This is a genomic window from Prosthecobacter sp. (genome assembly GCF_044378005.1).
In the GTDB taxonomy this organism is placed as follows: Bacteria; Verrucomicrobiota; Verrucomicrobiia; order Verrucomicrobiales; family Verrucomicrobiaceae; genus Prosthecobacter.
Window position 1 is genome coordinate 1 of the sequence record NZ_JBILYB010000140.1, and the last position, 15541, is coordinate 15541.

12 protein-coding genes and 3 tRNA genes are annotated in these 15541 nt (G+C 60.7%); 10 read left to right on the top strand and 5 right to left on the bottom strand.

Translation table 11 applies throughout. From position 1 onward, the window contains the following. Positions 1 to 361 (bottom strand): trypsin-like serine peptidase (locus AC6FTP_RS20870; RefSeq protein WP_497208844.1); only part of this gene is annotated, 361 nt, incomplete at its 3' end. A gap of 10 nt (positions 362 to 371) precedes the next feature. Here AC6FTP_RS20870 and AC6FTP_RS20875 point away from each other — a divergent pair. The 4 genes from AC6FTP_RS20875 (at position 372) to AC6FTP_RS20890 (ending at position 3974) form a co-directional block, all read left to right on the top strand. Beyond that, entirely contained in the window at positions 372 to 818 is a 447-nt protein-coding gene (locus AC6FTP_RS20875; RefSeq protein ID WP_497208845.1) for a M15 family metallopeptidase, read from the top strand. Positions 819 to 939: 121 nt separating this feature from the next. Further along, a complete protein-coding gene (locus tag AC6FTP_RS20880) occupies positions 940 to 1329 on the top strand; it encodes an ElyC/SanA/YdcF family protein (protein ID WP_497208846.1) in 390 nt (129 codons plus the stop codon). A gap of 42 nt (positions 1330 to 1371) precedes the next feature. Beyond that, positions 1372 to 2643: a Gfo/Idh/MocA family protein gene (locus tag AC6FTP_RS20885; RefSeq protein ID WP_497208847.1), complete on the top strand. Its 1272-nt coding sequence runs from the start codon at positions 1372 to 1374 to the stop codon at positions 2641 to 2643. 59 nt (positions 2644 to 2702) lie between these two features. Then, positions 2703 to 3974: an MFS transporter gene (locus AC6FTP_RS20890; RefSeq protein ID WP_497208848.1), complete on the top strand. Its 1272-nt coding sequence runs from the start codon at positions 2703 to 2705 to the stop codon at positions 3972 to 3974. 3 nt (positions 3975 to 3977) lie between these two features. Here AC6FTP_RS20890 and AC6FTP_RS20895 read toward each other — a convergent pair whose 3' ends face one another. Both AC6FTP_RS20895 and AC6FTP_RS20900 read right to left on the bottom strand, forming a co-directional pair. After that, entirely contained in the window at positions 3978 to 4352 is a 375-nt protein-coding gene (locus AC6FTP_RS20895) for a hypothetical protein (RefSeq protein WP_497208849.1), read from the bottom strand. 77 nt (positions 4353 to 4429) lie between these two features. Then, entirely contained in the window at positions 4430 to 5356 is a 927-nt protein-coding gene (locus AC6FTP_RS20900; RefSeq protein ID WP_497208850.1) for a hypothetical protein, read from the bottom strand. A gap of 196 nt (positions 5357 to 5552) precedes the next feature. On the opposite strand from AC6FTP_RS20900, the gene AC6FTP_RS20905 reads away from it, so the two are divergent. Both AC6FTP_RS20905 and AC6FTP_RS20910 read left to right on the top strand, forming a co-directional pair. Beyond that, positions 5553 to 5637, top strand: a tRNA-Leu gene (locus tag AC6FTP_RS20905). Positions 5638 to 5651: 14 nt separating this feature from the next. Further along, positions 5652 to 6338 carry a ubiquinone/menaquinone biosynthesis methyltransferase gene (locus AC6FTP_RS20910; RefSeq protein ID WP_497208851.1) on the top strand — a complete coding sequence of 229 codons (687 nt, stop codon included), beginning with the start codon at positions 5652 to 5654 and terminating at the stop codon, positions 6336 to 6338. 46 nt (positions 6339 to 6384) lie between these two features. Here AC6FTP_RS20910 and AC6FTP_RS20915 read toward each other — a convergent pair. Both AC6FTP_RS20915 and AC6FTP_RS20920 read right to left on the bottom strand, forming a co-directional pair. After that, positions 6385 to 6459 (bottom strand) — tRNA-Met (locus AC6FTP_RS20915). A gap of 10 nt (positions 6460 to 6469) precedes the next feature. Then, positions 6470 to 6544, bottom strand: a tRNA-Asn gene (locus AC6FTP_RS20920). A 162-nt stretch (positions 6545 to 6706) separates the two neighbouring features. Here AC6FTP_RS20920 and AC6FTP_RS20925 point away from each other — a divergent pair. The 4 genes from AC6FTP_RS20925 to AC6FTP_RS20940 all read left to right on the top strand — a co-directional run bounded on the left by AC6FTP_RS20925 (position 6707) and on the right by AC6FTP_RS20940 (position 15175). After that, positions 6707 to 11323, top strand: coding sequence for a hypothetical protein (locus AC6FTP_RS20925; protein ID WP_497208852.1), 4617 nt, complete (start codon positions 6707 to 6709; stop codon positions 11321 to 11323). Positions 11324 to 11431: 108 nt separating this feature from the next. Next, positions 11432 to 11767, top strand: coding sequence for a low molecular weight protein tyrosine phosphatase family protein (locus AC6FTP_RS20930; protein WP_497208853.1), 336 nt, complete (start codon positions 11432 to 11434; stop codon positions 11765 to 11767). Positions 11768 to 11797: 30 nt separating this feature from the next. After that, entirely contained in the window at positions 11798 to 12172 is a 375-nt protein-coding gene (locus tag AC6FTP_RS20935; protein WP_497208854.1) for an MmcQ/YjbR family DNA-binding protein, read from the top strand. Between the two features lie 81 nt (positions 12173 to 12253). Then, positions 12254 to 15175 carry a PVC-type heme-binding CxxCH protein gene (locus AC6FTP_RS20940; protein WP_497208855.1) on the top strand — a complete coding sequence of 974 codons (2922 nt, stop codon included), beginning with the start codon at positions 12254 to 12256 and terminating at the stop codon, positions 15173 to 15175. Positions 15176 to 15541 lie beyond the last annotated feature (366 nt).

The following is a 15541-nucleotide window of genomic DNA, read 5'->3' on the forward strand; positions in this document are numbered from 1 at the left end:
CGGCAGGGAAGCCGAGGAAGGCCACGCGCTTTCCGGCATCAAGCTGGCGGACTTTTTCCACCGGAGCGAGCTGGAAGGTGGGGCTGTGCTGCTCTTTGATGATGAGCAGGCCGACATCGTAGGTGCCGAGTTCAGACTGGCGGCCCTGGGCATTCATCATGTCGGCACAATACGAGGGGTGGCTGATGGCCTGACGGACGCGATACTTCTTCGACGGGTCCTTATTGATGGCGATGAAGACGGCTCCGCCCGTTTTGAGGGCGTCTTTAGCGGGCTCGGTGATGTGGCTGTTCGTGGCGAAGATGCCGGGGGCCACGGCCCAGGCGGTGCCAGTGCCGAGTGATTCACCTTCGGCGTTCATGAGGAGCACCTTGCCGACGGCGCTCTCCAGGCGTTTCGCGGCGGCTTCGATCTGCGTGTCGCTATCTCCACCGCCGAGATTGACGTTGATGGAGCCGCCGCCGCTGGGGCGGGTGGCAGCACGTTTGGAGAAAGAGCTTCCGGAGCATCCAGAATGGAAAGCCTACTTACAGGATCTTGGCGGCACCTTCAACTGGCGTACCGTCGCCGGCACTTCGCAACTCAGCGCACACAGCTTTGGCATCGCCATCGATCTCAATCCAGCTCACGGTGCCTACTGGCGCTGGTCAAAATTCGATCCATCCGATATGTCCTTCCGTCTGCGTTTCCCCGCTGGCATCGTTGAGGCATTCGAGGCCGAGGGTTTCATCTGGGGAGGAAAATGGTGGGCCTACGATCTGATGCATTTCGAGTATCGCCCGGAGTTTTCAGCAAGTCTCCTTGCTCCCACACATTGAAGCAAAAGCAGCTCTTCATGGCACTTTCTGTACTCAATGAAACCATGGTTGTTGCAGGTGCAGCTTCTTCTCCTTGCGCGGCCGCGAGTAGAGGCCCCACGTGTCTCTTCCATCAGAGGTAATGGACGCCGCACGAAGTTGCCACGAGCCTTGTGTGATGCGCCAGATGCTCACCGAACTCCGTGTCCCCGCCTGGGCGATGACTGAAGATGCGGCAGGCCTCTCGACCTATGATTCGATCCAGCGCGCCGGATGCATCGCCGAAGGCCGACGTCTGATCATCGTGACACAGGAATTGCACTGTGCGCGCACGCTGCTGCTGGCTCGTGGATTGGGCGTGGAGGCTCTGGCCTGTGCCTTGCCTTCGGAAGTGACGGCCTCAGGTTTAGCCCGCGAAGAAAAGGCATGTATGCGTGCGCTGCTCGACCTCGCCGGATTCCGGGCCTGGACTCAGGAGGTGGAACAAGAGGGCAAGATCCGCGTGGGAAAGTGGACCTTGGCTACGTTGTGACTGGGATAAGAAGTGCTGTATTTCCCAACCCCAATCCCAATCATGACCACCCGCCGCACCTTTCTCTCCGCCACGGCCATGTCGGCTGCCACACATGTCTTTGCCTCCGGTGGGAGCAGTGATATCAAGATCGCGTTGATCGGCTGCGGGGGACGTGGGACGGGGGCTTGCAATCAGGCTCTGAGCGCGGGATCGACGGTGAAGCTGGTGGCGGTGGTGGATCCGCTGGAGGGAAAGGCACAGGCGGCGCTGGACATCCTGAAGGCGAAGTATGAGGGGCAGGTAGTGGTGCCGCCTGAGCAGGTGTTCACGAATTTCGAGGACTACGTGAAAGCCTTTGCACTGGCGGATGTGGTGCTGATCACGACGCCGCCGGGGCCGAGGCCGTTTCTCTTTGAGCAGGCGATCAAGGCTGGGAAGCATGTCTTCATGGAGAAGCCTGTGGCGGTGGATGCGTCAGGGGTGCGGCGTGTGCTGGCGGCATCGGCGGAGGCGAAGCGAAAGAACCTGAATGTGTGCGTGGGCTTTCAGCGCAGATATCAGCCGAGCTACATCGACATGGTGGACCGCATCCACGCGGGGGAGATCGGCGAGCTGGTGTATGGGCGTGTGTACTGGAATGGCACGTCGCGGCCCGGTTTCCCACGTGAGCCGGGGGAGAGCGAGCTGCATTACCAGATCCGAAATTGGTACTTCTTTACCTGGATGAGCGGGGATCACATCCTGGAGCAGCATTGCCACAATCTGGATGTGGCGAACTGGGTGATGAAGGGCGCGATGCCGATCAAGGCGGTGGGGCAGGGTGGCAGGCAGGTACGGAGGGCGAAGGAGAACGGCACGATCTTTGATCACCACACGGTGGAGTTTGAGTATGAGGGCGGCTTCCGCCTGCTGAGCCAGTGCTGCCAGATCGGTGGCAAGTGTGCGCGCGATGTGAGCGAGCATTTCCACGGAGTGAAGGGCAGCGCGGATCTCTCCAATGGGGGCAAGTTTTTCATCAATGGTCTGCCACCCGGCGGAAAGCGGAGTCGGATCAAAGAAGACCCGTATCAACTGGAGCACGACGCGTTCTTTGAAAACATCCGCACAGGCAAGGTGCGCAATGATGCGGACTACGCGGCACATAGCACGATGATGGGCGTGATGGGCCGCATGGCGAGCTATACGGGCCAGGTGATCACCTGGGAGCAGGCGATGAACTCGCAGGAGGTGCTGGTGCCTGATAATCTGACCTGGGCGACGGAGCCGCCGGTGAAGCCGGACGCGGACGGATGGTATCCAGTGGCGATTCCAGGGACGACGATGCCAGTGTAAATGCGTTCGCCGTTTGCCCTTGCGGGCAAACAGCCGCCGCTACTGAGAACTTTTTCCTCATGACAACTTCACCCAAATGGTACTCCTCCGTCACCCGCTACCAGTGGTTGGTGCTAATCGTCGCGTCACTCGGCTGGGTCTTCGATGCGTTTGAAGGGCAGATCTACAATCTGACGCGTGCCGATATGCTGCCGGATCTGCTCGATGTGAAGGCGGATGATCCCTTGGTGAAAGTGTGGGGAGAGCGCTTCCTCGGCATCTTCCTGCTCGGCGGCACCTTTGGCGGGCTGCTCTTCAGTTCGCTGGCGGACAAGTGGGGGAGGAATCCGGTGATGGCTCTGACGATCTTGTTCTACTCCATCTTTTCCGGTATCACGGCGTTTGCGGATGAGATCTGGCAGGTGGGTGTGCTGCGCTTCCTCGTGGCGATGGGGGTGGGCGGTGAGTGGGCGGTGGGCGCGGCGCTGGTGGCGGAGGTTTTCCCCAAAGAGGCTCGTGAGCGCGCGGGTGGCATTTTTCATGCGACGAGTGTCTGTGGTCTGTGGCTCGCTGCGGCGGCCGGCTTGTGGGTGGGCACAGAATGGCGGACGGCTTATTTGTTGGGCGTCGTTCCTGCGCTGCTTGTGCTGTGGGTGCGGATGAGCATCAAGGAGCCGGAGTCCTGGAAGGCGGCGCGGGCGAGCAAGGCGGAGCGCATGGGCAGCTTCGCGGAGCTGCTTGGAGATGCGCGCTGGCGCTCGCGGGCGATCTTTGGTGCGCTGTTGGCGATGGTGGGGCTGGCGACGTTTTGGGGAGTCGTGGTCGCCGGGCAGGACATCGCGGCGGATTTCCTGAAGCGTGCGGGCGATCCTGACTGGGCGAGCAAGTCGAAGATTGCTTTTGGCTTCATCCAAACGGCGGGTGCCGGGGCGGGAATGCTGGCCTTTGGTCCGCTGAGCGCGCGCTGGGGCTGCAAAAAGACCTTTGTGATCATGCATCTGGCGGCGCTGGTGATGACACCGGTCATCTGCTGGCTGCCGTCGGCGGTCGGGAGTTATGCGCTGCTGCTCGTGCTGCTGCCGATGTTTGGATTCTTTGCCCAGGGTATCCATGCAGGCTACGCTGCTTTTTTTCCGGCGCTGTTCCCAACGCATCTGCGCGCCACGGGGGCAGGCTTTTGTTTCAACTCGGGACGCCTGCTCGCGGCACCAGTACTGATCTGGCTGAGCGCGTGGATGAAGTCCACGATGGACCTGCGGATGGCGATCACCTGCCTGGGCGGCTTTTTCCTTCTCGGGCTGGTCTTCCTCGCCTGTCTGCCGGAGACGCAGGGCGAGGAGTTGCCAGAGTAAGGCTCAGCCGGGTTGCAGATCGCGTTCCCATTCTTCCTTGCCGGTGCCGACGCCGATGAGTTCGCCAGCTTCTTCTTCCTCGCTGTCTTCCTCCAGCGGGGCGAAGCGCTCGGCGCGGAAGCCGAGCTCCTGCTTGATGCTGGAGTGCGGGTCTTCGGCATTCTGAAGTTCCTTGAGAAGAATCAGGATGTCGAACTCGGCCCCCGTCAGCTTGATCTCGGCATCTTCATTGACCGTGAATTTTGGCTGTGAACGCCCTGGAGCTACAGCGCGAACGGTGTAGGTACGCCCCTTCTTGGGCAGGGCGGTGTAAAGGTCATAGACCCAGGGTTCGAACTGGTCATTGATGCAGACGACTTTCTGTCCGGTGGAAAACATGGGGGAAGGGGAGAGCGATGGTTCGCATATCCTATGCCGCATCTGGGATGCAATGCCAAGCGTCGAGAGAAAGCTGGCTAAGGCACTTCGAAGACCTTTTGGGTCGTGGGATCAAGGGCAAGCGAGCCACTGGACAGGCCGCTGACGTCGAGTTCCCGATATGGTGGATAGGGGCTGATCACGCGACCTTCTTTGCCTGTTTTCTTGCCTCGAAGGAAGCTGCCACTGCTGGCGGCGGCATTCGGTTTTTCAGTGCTGGTTTCGTTTTGAGATACGCTGGGTTTGCTGCCTGGAAGCTTGGAAGGAGGCGCATCCTGAATCGTGCCGGACCCCTGCATGGGCGGCGGAGGTTGTTCTTCGAAGCGTGAATGGGAGGGTTCGCGGGTGATGGCCGGAGGCGTGTACTTGCTCGAACCTGGTGTGGATGAATTGGAAGACTTCTTCGAATTCTGAGCGCTGGATTTTTTGGTCGTCGAAGGAGTGCTCAATGAACCAGAGTTCGTGCGGCTGGTCGGCGGCATGGCTGGAGCCGTACTGCGAGGGGTAGGGGGAGCCTCGTAGCGAGGTGGGTATCCCGGCTGTGTTGGTGTCTGATATTGAGGCGGAGCAGAGGGGCGCTGATTGTAGCCGGATGGTGGTTGATCGAGTCTGCCAGTTGGCTGTTGATATTGGGGATGCTGGTATTGAGGTTGTTGATACTGCGGCACTGGCTGGCTGTAGCCAGCAGGCGGGGCATCACCGTAAAAAACACGGCGGAACATGTCCCCAAACTTCCGCCCAAAGGTGGGCAGGAATTGCATGGGGCTGACATACTGGGTCTGGCCGGGCTGGGAGTAGCCTTGTTGGGGGTAACCCTGCTGTGGGTAGCTCTGAGGTGCCTGACGATACTGGGGCGGTGGTGAAATCTGCTGCGGGTAGCCATAGTTCTGGGCTAGGCTGACCGCCGTGCAGGAGATGAGGCAAAGCAAGGTTGCCATGCTGCGCGGAAGAAGGGTGCTGTTCATGTGTTTAAGGATTCTTAACTTTCGATGCCATTCAAGTCGTTTCTTGGCGCGAGATGAGGGGGGCTTTCAGACCTCAGAGCTTGGGCATGTATTCGATGATTGCTGAAATCTTCTGCCGAGCCATGTCTCAACTATTTCGTTTTTTCGGTTGAGATGTCAGCGACTTGGTCAACTGTCCGCCCCCGTTAGATTTCATGCGCTTGTGGCGGAATTGGTAGACGCGCTAGATTCAGGTTCTAGTGAGTAACATCGTGGAGGTTCGAGTCCTCTCAAGCGCACCATCCCTTCAACGGGGATGTCACTGCCCATGCAAGACGCCGGATTTGTCAAACAAGCCTTTGCGGGCATCGCCCGCCGTTACGTCCTGGCGAATCATGTCCTCAGTTTGGGGATCGATGTCCTCTGGCGGCGCAAGACCGCGAGTCTCGTCGCCGCTAGGAACCCTGCACTTATTCTGGATCTCGCCACCGGCAGCGGTGATCTGGCAGATACGGTCCAAAAAGCCTGCCCGCAGGCCAGGGTGCTCGGTGCTGATTTCTCGGTGCCCATGATGCGTGAGGCACAACGTCGGAGCATCCAGTCGCTTGTGGCTGCTGATGGGATGAACCTTCCATTTCAAAACGCGAGTTTCGAGGTGCTGACGGTGGCTTTCGGTTTGCGCAACATGGCTTCCTGGCCCGAGGCATTGAAGGAAATGAATCGCGTCCTGACATCTCAAGGAGCGCTTTACGTGCTCGACTTTTCCTTGCCCACACTGCCATTGATTCGTCCGGCGTATCTCTTTTATCTGAAGCACGTCATGCCTCGTATTGCGGGTTGGATCACCGGCCAGCGCGAGGCTTATGTGTATCTGTGCGGCTCGATTGAGCGCTTCCCTTCGGGCAAAGAGATGGAGTCTCTTATGTTGTCCTGTGGCTTCAAATCAGTGAAGACTCATCGCCTGACTTTCGGCATTGCCTCACTCTATGAAGCGGTGAAGTGAAGGGGCCACCCCGATCCATGATTGACACCTTTTTGGCGCTTGGTGGTGGTGGCAGAGGGCGGATTTGAACCGCCGACCAAAGGCTTATGAGTCCTCTGCTCTACCGCTGAGCTACACTGCCGGTATGTTAATGGCTCCTGAGGTAGGGATCGAACCTACGACCTAGTGGTTAACAGCCACCCGCTCTACCGCTGAGCTACTCAGGAACGTTGAGTCCCGTTCGGAAACGGGCGCGGATCATAGATGCTTGCCTTCATGGCGCAAGCACTTTGTTCACCTCAATGAAGATGATGATTGAGTCTTCAAATCAGGTCTCAAATCACAAGATCACCTGTCACCGGCACGTTGTCTGCGCTTCACTCTCCCTCATGAACGTTTCTCTCCGTCCCGCCACGCTTTCAGCTCTGCAAGCTTTCCGTCAGCGTCGGCAAAAGTTGCTCCAGTATCGCTCGGGACTCGCCGCGTTCGTCGTCGCGCTTGCAGCTTTGCTCGTCATTGCATTGCTGGATCGTGTACGGCTCATGCCAGAGAGCATTCGATCCTGGTTCACGCTGGCTGTTTATGCAGGAGCAGCCTTCTTTGCCTGGCGTGTGGCATGGCGTTTCATCGCAGAAGCCAACGAGCTTCCTGGCGCGGCGCATTTGCTGGAAACTGCTGCTCCTCAACTCCGCGAGCGCCTCGTCGCTGCTGTCGAACTCTCCGAAGGCCACGGCGATGAATCCGCCGAGTTTCGTGCGCAGTTGCAGGACGATGTCGCCACACAGGTGCAAAAGGTCTCGCTCGATGACGCGCTGCCATTTCACTCGCTAAAACCTTGGATCATGGGTGCGGCAGGGGCCTTCGTTGGAGTCCTTTTCCTGTGCTTCATCTCCACGCTTCATCTGCCTGGCTTCCTGGCTCGTGCAGCCATCCCCTTCGCGAACTTCGCCCGCCCGTCGAGTGTGCAGATCCGAGTCGTCACACCTGATCCGGCGGACATGTTGGTGCCCATCGCTTCCGACTTGGAGATCTTTGCGGAGATCATCGGGCCTGTGCCGGAACGCGTGCAGATCGAGATGGCATCAGGAGATGCCAAAGCGCGCCTGCAGGACATGACACGCGGAGCCGGTACCATGTATCAGGGACTCGTCAGCATCGGCCAGAGCGATGTGCGTTATCGCATCCTCGCCTCCGATGCCGTCAGCTCCTGGCACACGCTCAGCGCACGTCCACGTCCACGAGTCATCGAGTTTGCCAAGACCATCGTTCCGCCTGCCTACACTGGCTTGCCAGAGATCAAACTTTCCGAAGAGCATGGTGACGTCGAAGCGCTCGAAGGCAGCACCTTGAGGCTCGCGCTGAAAGCCAACCAGCCCATCTCGAAAGCCGACCTCCTCATCAATCCTGACCATGCTGATCATCCGCCGGCCATCGCGGCACAGAGCATCACCGACGGTGTCGTGAAGACGGAGTTCATCGTGAAAACGGAGACGGAGTCCTGGCAGTTGGTGCTCACCGCTGAGGAAACTGAGTTTACCAATGATGAGTCATCGCCCTGGAGCATCACCGCGATTCCCGACCTGCCTCCCTTTGTGCAGATCTTCGAGCCTGCTGAACAGTTGGAGATGATGCCAGACGAGTCCGTGCGCCTCAGTGGTGCCGCCAGTGATGATGTGGGCCTCGCCAGTGTGAAGCTCGCTCATCAGATCAATGCGGGAGCCTGGATTGAAAAAGAGCTCTCCGGCAAGACGGGCAAGGAATCGAAGGTGCAGACCTTGATGCCGCTTTCGTCGCTGCAATTGAAGGTCGGCGACAGCATCGTTCTGAAGCTGAAAGCCACGGACTTAAAAGGGCAGGTCACCGAGTCGCCGACTGTTCGTGTCGTGATCCTGGAGCAGATCGTCAGTCCGCAGCAGCGCCAGTGGGCGGCTCAGACACGGCGTTTTGCCCAGCAGGCAGAGACACTCGCCGAGGATGCCGGCGAACTGCGCAAATCCCTGGAGCAAGTCCGCAAGACCGAGAAGCAGGCCGACAAGAATCCCGAAGCAGCACGCGATGCCCAGGATGCCCTCGCCCGTGCTCAGACCGAGCTGGAAAAAGTCACCGCCAAGACCGATGACCTCTGGAAAGAGCTGCAAGAGTCCGCCCGCCAGGCACCGACGCATCTCGATGCCTCGGAAGTTCAGCTTCTCGGCGAGCGTCTGGCCCACATGCGCACGGATGCTTTGAAGAAAATGCAGAAGGCCATGACAGCGGACATCGAGCAGCCCGATCTCATCCGCCGCGATGCCAGCGAAGCACAGGCCGACATCGCTAGCATCGCCAGTGCCGCGCGCGCCTTTGCTGCGGAGGACAATGCCCGCCTCGTGTCCCAGCAGGCGCAGCAGCTTGCGCGACAGGAAGCGCTCCTCACCGAACAATCATTGCCCGCGAATCGCGATGCCAACCAGCGCCCGAAGTGGCAGGAGCAGCAGCGCGGAGCCCTCGCCGCCAGCGAGCCTCTGCGCGATCAGATGGAAGAGCTGAAGTCGCTCGTCGATGGTGGTCAGCAGAACCAGCTCAAGGAATTCCAAAAGCAGCTCACAGAAGCCGGTGCCGACCTCGAAGCCAGTCTCGACAAACCCGATCAGGCCAAAAGCCCCGAGCATCTCTATGGTGCTGCCGACAATCTCCGCCAGCGCCTCTCCCGCACCGCCGATGCCGCACGCGCCATGGCTGAGCAGGCCGCGACCCGTGCCCAGCAGCTCCGCGAGCAGATCGCCCGTCAGGAAAACCCAGCCATCCTTGCGCTGAATGAAGCCCGTGATGCCCTGGCTCAAGCCGCCGCCGAGGCAAAGAAGCCGCAGCAAAAGCCACGCGAAGATCGAAATGGTGACACCGCCCAGGAAAAGGCCGCCAAGGAGCTCGCCACCGCTGCCAAGCAGCTCGAAGAACAAGCCGCCCTGCGTGAGCAAAACTCCCTCACCAATGATGAGTCTGCGCTCGACACCAACCGCGCCAGCCGCGCTGCCGACAAACTCGCCCGCGATGCAGAACAACCTGCCGCCAACCAGCCTGAAGCCCTTGTTCAAGCCCAACAAAAAGCCGAGCAGCTCCGCGACGCCGTCCGCGCCCTCGAAGCCGACGCCCTCGCGCAAACTGCCATGAAGGCCAGCGAAGAGGCCGCCTTTAACTCGGACAAACCTGCCGACAGCCCCGCCGCTCAAGATGCCCGCGCCGCAGCCGAAGCCCTGAAGCAACTGCCTGACGCGCTGCGCAAAATGAAGCAGCCTGATCCTCAGGCCGCTCAGCAGCTCGCGCAAAAAGCCCAGCAGGCCGCCGATCAGTCCCGCAATGCCGCCGAGCAGCTCCAGAACCTCGCCAAGCAGGCCGCGATTCAGCCACCGAGCCAGCCTTTGAATACCCAGCCCGCGCAGCAGGCTGCGGATCAGGCACGCCAGCAGGCCAGCGAGATCGCCCAGCAGCTCGCCGCACAGACCGAGGCGGCACGCGAGACGCTCGCGCAGCTTACGCCGAAGGTTAGCGACATGATGAAAGCCGTGGCGCAGGATTTGAAGGAAACGCAGAAGGACACCCAGGCCGCCGCCGCCGAAGCCCAGGCGCAGAAACCCGTCGCCGAAGTGGCTGAAAAGGCTGCCGGTCTCGAAGGCGAAGCCGCTGAGAACGCCGAGAAGATGGAGTCACTCCAAGCCGCGCTCCGCCAGGAGGCCAATGCCGCCGATCTTCAGAATCAAACGCAGCGTCAGATGTCCCGCACCGCCGATGCCGCGCTCGCGCAGATGCAGCAGAGCCAGCCGCAGGTGGCGCAGAATTTGAAGCAGGCAGCACAAGCCCAGCAAAGCCAGCCGCAGGCCCAGGCTCTCAATCAAGCCGCCCAGGCCCAACAACAAGCGGCTCAAGCGCTCGACCAGCTTGCGCAAAACATGGCGAAGGCTGAATCCGGTCAGGAACTCAGCGCTCAGGAACTCGCCGATGCGGGCAAGATGGAGCAGGACCTCGGCGTCAAAGAACCGCTCGATGAAGCCTATGCCCGTGCCCAGGCGCTCGCCCAGATGGCGCAGGATGCACAGCAAGATCCCGGCAAGGTGCTCGCTGAACTTGAAAAGGAATTGCCAAAGAATGCCGCCATGCAGAAGGCGCTCGCCGAGCTGGGCAAACAAACCGCGCAGGCCAGCGAACAAGCCGTCGCCTCCGAAGCGCAGCAGCCGGTGAACATGGGGCTCGCCACCGAGCAGGCCGCCAATGATTTGAACCGCGTGGCCCGCCATCAGCAGCGCCTCGGCCAGGATGACGCCGCCCAACAAACTTCGAAGGCCGCCCAGCAGCTCCAGGCCCAGGCCTCCGCCGCGCGCTCCACTCCCTCCGCTCCTGGCCAGCCTGCACCACCCGCGCCGAAGCCCGTCGGTGCCGAGTCACTCGCCCCAGCCGCACAGGCAGCCAAGGCCGCCGAAGCCACCGCCGCCGCCACACCGCCCGCCATGACCGCGCACCCGCTGGAGGCAGTGCAGGCCGCCTTCCTAGCTCAGGCGTTGGATCAGCTTGATGCGCAGCTTCATCCCATGCAGGCCCAGAACGGCCAGCCCCAGCCAAACGGTCAGCAGCAACAGCAGGGCCAGGGACAACAGCCCGGTCAGCAGCAGTCTGCAAAGCAGAGCCTTTCCCAGGCCCAGCAGAGTCAGCAGCAGCAGATGGCGGATCAGCGCAATCAAGGCCAGACCCCCGGTTCCCAGCAGCCAGGTCAGCCGCAGATGGCGCAGGGTCAGCAGCCCGGCCAGCAGCAGCAATCCCAGTCCACCACCCAGAGCAAAGAAGGTGGCGACCTCCAGGCCATGCTGAAAGACGGCGTGCTCGGCACCGAGATGATCCTCGTCAAAGGCGACTGGGGCCACCTCCCCAGCAAGATGGCCGAAGACCTCACCGAAGCCACCCGCACCGAAGCAGCCCCCGAATACCGCGCCGCCATCGAGAGCTACTACAAAGCCATCGCCACCAAGGCGCGGAAGTAGTCAGGTCTGCCTCTCCAGTGGCTGTTGCGGAGTGAATTCCGCGTTTCGTTGGTGGTTCGGGCTTCATCTCGTTTCCTAACCACATGAATGGCTGCAAGAATGCATCAGATGACCCACCTCCTCTTCCTCTGCTCCCGCAATCAATGGCGTAGCCCGACGGCGGAGGCGGTGTATCAGAATGATGCGCGTGTGGAGGTGCGCAGTGCTGGAGTCAGTGCTTCAGCACGACGGCGTGTCACGGAAAAGCTTCTGCTCTGGGCCGATCTCGTGCTCGTGATGGAACGCGAGCACAAGCAGCGGCTGCGCGAACAGTTTCCCGACCTCTTCCATGACCTGAATCTGGAGGTGCTCGACATCCCGGACGACTACGAGTTCATGGCCCCCGAGCTTGTCACGCTCATTCAAGAGCGCGTGGAGCCGCTGTTGGCCGATCTTTGCGCTTGAGCACGAGTTGCCATTTTGCCAGCCTGCCCCATGAGCCTCGCCGACTTCTGCGCCCACTGTCTCTCCCTGCCTCATGTCGAGGAAACCGTGCCCTTCGGCCCTGACGTGCTCGTTTACAAAGTCGGCGGCAAGATGTTCGCGCTCACCGTGCCGGACGAGCACCCGCCCACCGCCAATTTGAAATGTGACCCCGACCGCGCCATCGACCTGCGGGATCGCTACGAAGACATCCAGCCCGGCTACCACATGAACAAACGCCACTGGAACACGCTGACTTTGGGCGGGCGGCTGCCAAACAAGCTCATCGTGGAACTCATCCAGCACTCGTATGATCTCGTCGTCGCCTCATTGCCGAAGAAGGTGAGAGCAGAAATGACGAATCCCGAAGCCCGAATGACGAAATAAATCTAAAGCACGAAGTCCGAAGTCTTGCCTTCCAGCCAGCGTTTGTGTTTCGTCATTCGGATTTAGTCATTCGTCATTCCCATGCTCCGCCCTCTCGCCGCCCTTCCGCTCCTCACCGCCAGCCTCTTCGCTGCGGACTTCCCCGCGCCCTTCAATTCCGAAAAAGGCTCCCCCATGCCTGCTGAGGAGGTCGCGCGGACGATGGAGCTGCCGCCGGGGTTCAAATGCCAGGTCTTCGCAGCGGAGCCGGATGTGCAGCAGCCCATCGCCATGGCTTGGGATGCGAAGGGGCGGCTCTGGGTGGCGGAAAACTACACCTATGCGGAAAACCCCGCGCGCTGGGACACGAAGCTGCGGGATCGGATCATCATCCTGGAGGACAAGGATGGCGATGGGAAGCACGACGGGCGCAAGGTCTTCTGGGATCAGGGCAGCTACCTCACCAGTGTCGAGATCGGTTACGGCGGCGCGTGGATTTTAAACAACGGCACCCTCAGCTTCATCGCCGATAAAAACGGCGACGACCTGCCCGATGGCGAGCCCGAAGTGCTGCTCGATGGCTTCAACACCAAGACCATCGGCCACAACATCGTCAACGGCCTGCGCTGGGGCCCCGATGGCTGGCTCTATGGCCGCCACGGCATCACCGATACTTCCGCCGTCGGCGCTCCCGGCACGCCTGCGGACAAACGGGTGAAGTTCAACTGCGCCATCTGGCGCTTCCACCCCACGCGCAAGGTGCTGGAAGCCGTCGCCCATGGCGGCACGAACTCCTGGGGACATGATTGGAATGCAGAGGGCGAGCTGTTCATGATCAACACCGTCATCGGCCACCTCTGGCACGTCATCCCAGGCGCGTATTACCGCCGCATGTTCGGCACCCATCTGAACCCCTATGTGTATGAGGTCATCGAGCAGACCGCCGACCACTTCCATTGGGACACCGGCTCCGAAAAATGGAGCGACATCCGCACGGGCATCAGCAACAAAACCCTCGAACTCGGCGGCGGTCATGCCCACGTCGGCATGTTGATCTATCAGGGCGGCACCTGGCCGAAGGAATACCACGGCGCCATGCTCACCTGCAACTTGCACGGCAACCGCATCAACATGGACAAGCTCGTCCGCGAAGGCTGCGGCTACACCGGCAAGCACGCGCCCGACTTCATGAAGGCCAAAGACAAATGGTTCCGCGGCATCGACCTCCTCACCGGCCCCGACGGCAACGTCTTCGTCGCCGACTGGTCCGACACCGGCGAATGCCACGACAACGACGGCGTGCACCGGACCAGCGGGCGCATTTACAAGATCGTGTATGGGGAAAAAGGGCTGTTCCCTGACACCAACTTCAACATCAATAACATGGCGGAAGCCGATGTAGCCAAACTCCGCAATCGTTCGGTTAACTACTGGTCGAGGCAGAGTATTCAGCGTGCCTATGAAATGGGTTGGAAGACAAAATCCGATGATTACATGGGTGCCGATTTTTCCAAAAGTGAGCAGCACTTGGTTCACTCATTAAAGGAGCACGTCTTTGAGAAGCCTGCTTCAAACGTCGAAACTTCCAAAGCGTTGGAATGGGCAGAAAAATGTGCAGCATCGGAGCATGGATTAGCGCGAACCTATGCAGCCTCCGCTTTGCAGCGGCTCCCGCTCGACGCCCGCTGGCCCATCGCCACGGCGTTGGCGCAGCATGAGGAAGACGCGAATGACCGGCAGCAGCCGCTCATGATCTGGTATGGCATCGAGCCCGCCGTCGCGGCGGACCCGATGAAGGGCGTGGAGTTCATCGCCAGCGCGAAGATCCCCACCGTGCGCCGACTCGTCGCCCGTCGCATCGCCGAGGACATCGAGAAGCAGCCCGCCGCCGTCGATGCGCTCGTGGCCTTGATGACGAAGGAAGCTGCTGTCCGCGAAGACATCCTCGCCGGCATGGCCGCTGGTTTGGACGGCTTCAGCACCGCGAAAAAGCCGAAGGGCTGGGATGAGTTCGTAGTTCGGGCTTCAGCCCGTTCTTCGGAGGTCGAGGATGCCCAGAACCCAGAGCGGGCTAAAGCCCGAACTACGAACATTCAAACCCTCTCCCTCGTCTTCGGCAGCGGACGCGCCACGGACGAACTCATCGCCATCGTCAAAAACACCGAGGGCGATGCCAACGCTCGGCGCAACGCCTTCACCGGCCTCACCCGCAGCGCCAAGCCCGAGTTGCTGCCCATCGTGCGCGGTTTGATCAATGACAAAGTGCTCGGCACCGCCGCTCGCAGTGCGCTCGCCGCTTACGATGACCCGAACATCCCGAAAGCCCTGCTCAGCCCCTGGCCGCAGCGCAGTGAGGAGCAGCAGGCAGCCACCGTCGCCACGCTCGTCACCCGCCCCGCTTATGCCCAGGCCTTGCTCGATGCCGTGAAGTCCGGCCAAGTCCCCGTCGCCGTCATCACCCCGTATCAGGCCCGCGCCATCCGCAGCCTGAACGACGCCGACCTCACCACCAAACTCACCGCCGTCTGGGGCGAGCTACGCGACACGCCCGAAGCCAAAAAAGCCGAACTCGCCGACTGGACCAAGAAGCTCACCCCCGAGCGCCTTTCCAAAGGCGAAGCCGCGAAGGGCAAAGTGCTCTTCACCTCCGTCTGCGCCGCTTGTCACAAGCTCTACGGCGAAGGCGGCATGATCGGCCCCGACCTCACCGGCGGAGATCGCCACAAGCTCACCTACCTGCTCGAAAACATCATCGACCCCAGCGCCATCGTCCCCGCCGACTACCGCATGAGCGTCTTCAAGCTCAAGGACGGCCGCACCCTCACCGGCGTCATCCCCGCCCAGACCGAGCGCTCCCTCACCATCCAGACCCCGGCAGAAAAGCTCACCATCGAGAAATCCCAAATCACCGAGCAGCAGCAGCTCTCCATGTCCCTAATGCCCGAAGGCCAGATTACCGCCCTCGGCGAAGAGAACGTGGTGCATCTCATGGCGTATTTGCAGAGCCTGGGGCCGGTTCGGTAGGACCGGTTCGAGGTTCGCCGTTCTCGGTTCAGAGTCGCGAGTAGTGGAAGGTTTGGAGGGACCAAACCCTTCACCGGATGGACAAAACCCTTCCGCTTTTGGTGCAAACCCTTCATCGGATGGACGAACCCCTTCCGCTTTTGGTGCAAACCCTTCATCGGATGGACAAAACCCTTCCGCTTTTGGTGCAAACCCTTCATCGGATGGACGAAACCCTTCCGGTTTTGGTGCAAACCCTTCGTAAGCGTCACCGTAACGCCCATAGGAACGCGGTTGGAACGGGGCGCGTGGGGAGTCAGGGATGTCCCACGTTATGGACAACCAAATCACGATTTTGAAACGGGACGCACGCGGTCGTGTGCGCAG